Annotated in this window: 4 protein-coding genes; 3 read left to right on the top strand and 1 reads right to left on the bottom strand. The window is 36.0% G+C overall.

Translation table 11 applies throughout. The features are described 5' to 3' along the window. Positions 1–742 precede the first annotated feature (742 nt). Positions 743–1,159, top strand: coding sequence for a hypothetical protein (locus KS419_RS14685; protein WP_217067147.1), 417 nt, complete (start codon positions 743–745; stop codon positions 1,157–1,159). 301 nt (positions 1,160–1,460) lie between these two features. On the opposite strand, the gene KS419_RS14680 is transcribed toward KS419_RS14685, so the two are convergent. Further along, positions 1,461–2,639: an ROK family transcriptional regulator gene (locus tag KS419_RS14680; protein WP_217067146.1), complete on the bottom strand. Its 1,179-nt coding sequence runs from the start codon at positions 2,637–2,639 to the stop codon at positions 1,461–1,463. Between the two features lie 209 nt (positions 2,640–2,848). Between KS419_RS14680 and KS419_RS14675 the strand changes: the two genes are divergently transcribed. Continuing rightward, entirely contained in the window at positions 2,849–4,921 is a 2,073-nt protein-coding gene (locus KS419_RS14675) for a methyl-accepting chemotaxis protein (RefSeq protein ID WP_217067145.1), read from the top strand. A 696-nt stretch (positions 4,922–5,617) separates the two neighbouring features. Continuing rightward, positions 5,618–6,946 (top strand): xylose isomerase, encoded by a 1,329-nt coding sequence (gene xylA, locus KS419_RS14670; protein ID WP_217067144.1) that lies wholly within the window; start codon positions 5,618–5,620, stop codon positions 6,944–6,946. The last annotated feature ends 82 nt before the right edge of the window (positions 6,947–7,028 follow it).

Here is a 7,028-nt window from a genome sequence, read left to right as displayed (position 1 = left end):
CTTCGGAAGTGACAACTAAAGTCAAAGAGCGGACTTCAGGTTGTCATTCCTCCACTGCCCTACGCTCGTAACCATAAGCGCTTGCGCTTTTCTTATATAATTGTCTTGTTCCAATAAAAACGGTAAACTATTTACTGACTAGCAGTTTGAAAGGAAATGATAAAATGTATCAAAACAGAGTTACTATGATTATCTTTTTAATATTTTGGATCTTTGTCCTGAGACTTTTCTTCTTTGAAGAGGAGCGGTCAATAATCCATTTCTTATTAGGGAGTACAATTTTCGGAGTGTTATTATTTCGCTATAGAACACTGGCAGTGAATAAAAGGAAAATGCAGGCAAACATTACCCTACTTATTAGCATCATTGTATTTGCATTTCTTTTTGTATGGTATATTCAACCACTGATTTTTTAATCTAACAACGAAACCCCCAGTTTCACCAAAAGAGCTTGAATCAAATAATAAGTTCAAGCTCTTATCATCTACTTAACAAATTATTCTCACTTTAGAATCCGTAGTCTGTCCCCAAATGTCACCCCCCATTAAATTCCTTTAGTTTACACAATAACATCTATAGAAAATACAATGACTTTGAAAATAACAGTGATACACTTAACTTAAATTGAAGCGCTTACATTCCTGCTCCTCTTGTATTATTCGTTTAACTATCAAGGGGAAATCACCTAGATAAAGAAAAATGATGGGGAAAAGACATTATAAAATAAAAGGTGGAGGGGAGAATGAAGATGAAAAAAATATTCTTACTATTGGCAATTGTCTTGGCCAGTTTCATGGTTGGATGTAGTGAGGAGAGTACAGGAAAAGAAAATTCAACTGACGTTAGGGAAGGAATCTTCTTAAAAGATACCGAGGGGAACACATTAGCATCCATTTCAGATTTACTCCCAGGTTCTGCAAAAGTCACATTCGAAGAGGGGATTAGACTTAGGGCTATTGAAGTACAATTTCAGGAACCTGAAAAATTAGAAGCAATAACTACTGATTACAGACATCAAACCATTTATTTTTACGATGGAGAAGAGTTAATAGCCTCACCAGTTATTGCAGACGTTATTTCGAATGGAATAGTGGTCATTGATGGGGGATTTTCAGAAGAACATGCTTTTGGTCTGGTCGATGAGATTAATAATCAGTAAAACAACAGAGGGATATGTAAAATGACAGAGGGGACTGAAAAAGTATCTTACAACTTTTTCAGTCCCCTTTATTTGTATGACACTACCCTACGCTCGTGACCAAAGAGCAATCCTTCATGAATAAACTTTGAATCTATGTCGACGGACAGGACGTCCTATTATCGGGCACGCCACAGGACGTGGCGCTTTGCCTAATGGACGGATCCACTTCTTCGAAATAAGAGTAGAGGAAGACACATAGGCGCTTGCGCTATTCTTATCGTTTTCCGACAGAAGATTCCCTTTACTTTTGGTGGGTAGTTCAAGATTGATTTAATAGATCTGTTTTTAGAAAATTTTCACTTGCATAAGCAGAAACACCTAAAGATGCTGAATAGATGGATAGCTCTGCAAACGTAATTTGAAGGTCGTATTGATGCTGCTTTAAAGTGTAATCATCAATTACTTGTTTTAAAGGCTTTTCAATCCAATCCTTTGCCATCTCTAAACGGTTTCCTATTATTATTTGCTGAGGATTAAACGTGTTTATAATATTATTGATTCCAATACCGAGATAACGGCCTGTCCTTTCAAACAAAGAGAGTATATTTTCATCCTCTTTCGCCATGTCTATAAGTGATTCTAAGTTAATATCATCGTTTTTTAAAGGTTTTATATGAGCCAATTTTTTTACTTCTTGCAAAACTGCTTGTTCAGATGCATAAAGCTCCCAGCATCCCATACTTCCACAACGGCACTTATCCCCGTCTACTTCAATAATCATATGTCCCATTTCACCTGAAAAGCCATTTCCGCCTCGGTAAAGTTCATCATTGAGAATAAACCCAACACCGATACCAATTCCAGCACTTATATAAATCAAATCAGTATTTTCTTTACCTGCACCAAAACACTTTTCTCCATAAGCGCCTGCATTTGCCTCGTTTTCAATAATTGTTGGAAGGTTAAACTCTTCCTCGATATCTTTCCGGAGTGTAATATTTTTCCAACCTAAGTTAGGAGCAAGGAGGATATCCCCATCCTTTGTAACAATTCCAGGTACTCCGATTCCAATGCCAACTACACCATAATGACTTTTAGGTGAGTTAGTTATTAAAAAATAGATAATATTTTTAATATAACTTAAAGTTTGCTCATAAGTCAGATTATGAAAACTGGTCCGTTTCTCAGTTATAATGTTGCCGTCTAAGTCAGTTAGAACACCAAGGATATAATTCACTCCTAAATCTATACCTATGGAATAACCAGCTTTTTGATTGAACAATAACATGACTGGAGGACGTCCTCCGCTTGATTCCCCTGGTCCGGTCTCATAACAAAGTCTTTCTTCTAGTAATTCATTCACTAAAGAAGAGACGGTACCTTTAGTCAATCCTAGGCGCTGAGCTATTTCTGCCCGTGATATTGGTGCATGAGTTTTAATGCTGTGTAATACAAGCGATTTATTATTAGCCTTAACAAAATGCTGGTTCCATCTCATTCTTCAATCTCCTTTCAAATCTTTATATAAAAAAGTTTATTAAATAGTACCTTGTAGTTTTGTTCTATAACTTATATAACTATTTATATCACATTTAAAAGTAAAAAGAAAAACTTAGTTTGTATATTGCACGAACTAAGTTGAAGGGAGGTATTAATGTTTAAGTAGAGTAGGAGAAATAAATTAAAGGTTAAGGGGTGGAGAATCTGATGCTGAAAAAAATAAAAGACACATTGTATAAAACTAAAGATGGCCTCCTGCAACTGTTCCGTTCATTGTGGACATATTTATCTAAGGTACTAAAGAAAGATAGCCGCAACAAAAGGGCAGATTCAAACAAGGTAATGACATTAAAAACTAAATTAATACTTTCTTTTATTTTCTATGCAATTATTCCAAGTGTTATTGTAGCTAGTATCGTTTTTTCTGTTTCAAGAAATGCCATTGAAGTTCAAGTAGCGGATATGTCTTATGAAATTGGAGCGCAATTAACTTATAATATTGATAACCTATTGGCGGACGCAGATAACTTATTATCTGAACCATACACTAATCGGGAATTACTCGATTATTTAAGTATAGATCCAAATCAAGTTTCCAGTATTGATCTCTTGGAAATAAGACAGTGGGTTGGGGATTTCTTTAATCCGGTTGTTCGGAACAACACAAATATAGATAATTTATTTTTTGTCCGTAATGATGGCACACTCTATGGGAGTAATAATTCTACTGTTCAATCTGAAGATTTTCTAACCGATGAGATAATTAATGCTATTTCTGATAACAGAGGACAGTCCGTTTGGTTTCATGGATTACATGGAGATTACGAAAATATTTTTGTCCTAAGAAATATGAGAAACACATCAGGGAATGATATTGGTGTATTGGTTTTGTCTTTTAATAGACAAATTTTTGACACCGTTTTCAATTTATCCGAATCCGAATCTAACTTTTTTATAGTGGGATCAGATAGTACTATAGTTGCAAGTAATAATCAGGAGGAAGTGGGACAATCATACCTTTTGTCAGAGATGGACCAATCAGAAAACATCTTATCAGTGAAGGAGGCTTCCAATGGTTGGCAAGTCATTATTTCCACTTCAAAATCTTATTTAATGTCTGAAATTAATAATGTTGTAACATTTATCTATCTCATTGTTGGAGTGTTTGTACTGATTGCTGTTGCAGGTGGATTTTTAATTACAATAAGTATTACAAAACCAATTAATAATCTTGTTATTTTAATGAAGAAAGGCGAAACAGGGGATTTAACAGTACGAACAGGTTATGTCCTAAATAATGAAATAGGCCAACTTGGCTCTAGTTTTAATCAAATGCTGGCTAATATTAAAGATATTATTGAGAATAACAAAAAGGCTTCACAGTTGGCAGTAGAGAGTGCCGAAAATCTAAAGGATATTTCAATCAATTCAAGTTTTACCTCAGAACAAATTGCAGCAGCTATTGAAGAGGTTGCTAAAGGTGCAGTTGAACAAGTTGATTACGCTGAGAAAACGAAAAAGGTAATGCAGGGCCTCTCGAACGAGATGAACATAGTTTCTGATAATGTCATACATGTTTCAGAAGCCATGTCTAGTACAAAAGCACTTAGTAGTACTTCCATTCATCATGTTAAGGAATTAACCGATAAGAACGAAGATGTTGGAAAAAAGTTACAAAAAGTTGATGAGACTATCGTAAAATTAAATAGCAGTGTGAATGAGGTTAAAGGAATTGTCAAACTAATTAAAGACATGAGTGAGCAGACGAATTTGTTATCTTTAAACGCCAGTATTGAGGCTGCCAGGGCAGGGGATGCTGGAAGAGGCTTTGCTGTTGTAGCTGGGGAAGTCAGAAAATTGGCGGAACAGTCAAAAGGTGCAACTATAAAGGTCGATCATGTTATTCAAAAAATATTGGGACATATTGAAGAATCTGTTCTACTAGTAAAGGACTCTTTAGAAGTATTTTCTGAACAGACGGAAGTGATCCAAACAACCAGCGATTCGTTTGAAAAAATTATAGATACTACAGGATCAATTATTGAGGAGATGAGTTTAGTCAATTCATCAATGGATAAGATGAATCTAGCAAAAGAGCAAGTAAGTAAGGCTGTTTCCGAAATGGTTATGTTAGCAGAGGTATCTTCATCTACTACTCAAGAAATAACAGCTACAACAGAAGAGCAAGCTGCAGCTGCAGAACAGCTAGGACAACTTTCTGAGAAATTGGTGTCCACTATGATGGAATTGGATTCATTGATTAATAAGTTTAAAGTTTAGGAATTGGCATAAACCTTCGTAGATAAGTCAATGGATGTTGGCGATAAATGAAAAGACAGCTAATTTTAAGTTCCAATAGCTGTCTTCTTTTGAAAGATAAGAATTTATAAGTATTGGCACCTTCGGGCATTGTCTAGCTCCATCGCCTACTCGCTACGGGGCACTTCGGAAGTGACAACTGAAGTCATAGAGCGGACTTCTGTTGTCATTCCTGCACTGCCCTACGCTCGTGATCTTAGGCAAATACGCTTTTCTTATTGTCTAGCTCCAGCGCCTACTCGCTACGGGGCACTTCGGAAGTGACAACCGAAGTCAAAGAGCGGACTTCTAGTTGTCATTCCTCCACTGCCCTACGCTCGTGACCAAAGGCGCTTGCGCTTTTCTTATAGATTTTGCGAAATTCATTAATTATTTTTAAAAAAACTTTGTTCATTCGATAGACAAACTAAGGTATTCAGGTTACAATTTAGTTGGATGGATGTAATCGTTCACATGAATAACACATTTTTCTGGAGTATTTAAATATAACTAAATTTACCTATAATTATATGGAGATTTCAGGGGATACTCCTTAAATGGGGGATAACCATCCATCTAGTTAAAATGTGGCGGGTGACAATGTTCTAATCTCTTGTTACTTCTGTCTAGCCTGTCATTTTTAATATAAATTCAATAAAATTTTTTGGAGGAATGAAAATGAGTTATTTTAGTAATGTAAGTAAAGTGAAGTACGAAGGTCCTAATTCATCAAATCCTTTTGCCTTTAAATATTACAATCCAGAAGAAAAAATTAATGGAAGATCAATGGAAGAATTCATGCGTTTTGCAGTTTCTTATTGGCATACCTTCACTGGTGAAGGTGCGGATCCGTTCGGTGCAGGTACTGCAGTGAGGCCGTATAACAATTTGACTGGTATGGATTTATCAAAAGCTCGTGTTGAGGCATCTTTTGAATTCTTTGAGAAAATGGATGTTCCTTTCTTCTGTTTCCATGATTTTGATGTTGCTCCAGAAGGTGACAGCTTAGCCGAAACATTTAAAAACTTAGATGAAATCGTTGCAATGATTAAAGAATACATGAAAACAAGTAAAACAAAATTATTATGGAACACGGCAAACATGTTCACACACCCACGTTGGGTATTTGGTGCTGCAACTGCTCCAAACGCAGACGTATTTGCTTATGCTGCTGCAAAAGTTAAAAAAGGTCTTGAAATTGGTAAAGAGCTTGGTTCTGAAAACTACGTATTCTGGGGCGGTCGTGAAGGATACGAAACATTATTAAACACAGATATGAAGCTTGAGCAAGACAATCTTGCGCGTTTCTTCCATATGGCAAAGGCTTATGCAAAAGAGATCGGATTTGATGCACAATTCTTAATCGAGCCTAAACCAAAAGAGCCTACAAAACACCAATATGACTTTGATGTAGCAACTGGAATTGCTTTCTTACGCACATATGGTTTAGAAGATGTTTTCAAATTCAACATTGAAGCAAACCATGCAACTTTAGCTGGTCATACATTTGAGCATGAATTACATTTGGCACGAGTTAATGGTATGTTAGGTTCTGTAGATGCAAACCAAGGAGATACATTATTAGGATGGGATACAGACGAATTCCCAAGTGATCTTTATTCTACAACTTTAGCTATGTATGAAATCATTAAAAATGATGGACTTGGAACAGGCGGATTAAATTTTGATGCGAAGGTTCGTCGTGGATCATTTGATACAGACGATCTATTCCACGCTCACATCTCAGGTATGGACGCGTTTGCTATTGGAACGAAAGTTGCTCAACGACTACTTGAGGACAGAGTTTTAGAAGACTTCGTTGCTGACAGATATAAGAGTTATACAGAAGGAATCGGAAAAGACATCGTTGAAGGAAATACTGACTTCCACAAGTTATCTGCTCATGCATTAGAGATTGATGTGATTACGAACAACAAATCTGGACGTCTAGAATACTTGAGATCACAATTAAACAAATACTTGTTAGAAGCTCTTCAAGGCAAATAAATAAATAGTAAATATGCTGGATTACAATCTGTTTTCCAGCATATTTTTTACAATTTCCGAAAACGTTATAAAGGGGAATAGG

This window comes from Evansella tamaricis, from assembly GCF_019042215.1.
Lineage (GTDB): Bacteria > Bacillota > Bacilli > Bacillales > Salisediminibacteriaceae > Evansella > Evansella tamaricis.
Note: the sequence above shows the minus strand (reverse complement) of the source record. Positions and strands in the feature narration are given on the sequence as shown.

Excerpts from the sequence above, each read along its gene's own strand:
- KS419_RS14685 (WP_217067147.1), top strand. The coding sequence starts at position 743 with ATGAAGATGAAAAAAATATTCTTACTATTGGCAATTGTCTTGGCCAGT.
- KS419_RS14680 (WP_217067146.1), bottom strand. The coding sequence starts at position 2,639 with ATGAGATGGAACCAGCATTTTGTTAAGGCTAATAATAAATCGCTTGTA.
- KS419_RS14675 (WP_217067145.1), top strand. The coding sequence starts at position 2,849 with ATGCTGAAAAAAATAAAAGACACATTGTATAAAACTAAAGATGGCCTC.
- xylA (WP_217067144.1), top strand. The coding sequence starts at position 5,618 with ATGAGTTATTTTAGTAATGTAAGTAAAGTGAAGTACGAAGGTCCTAAT.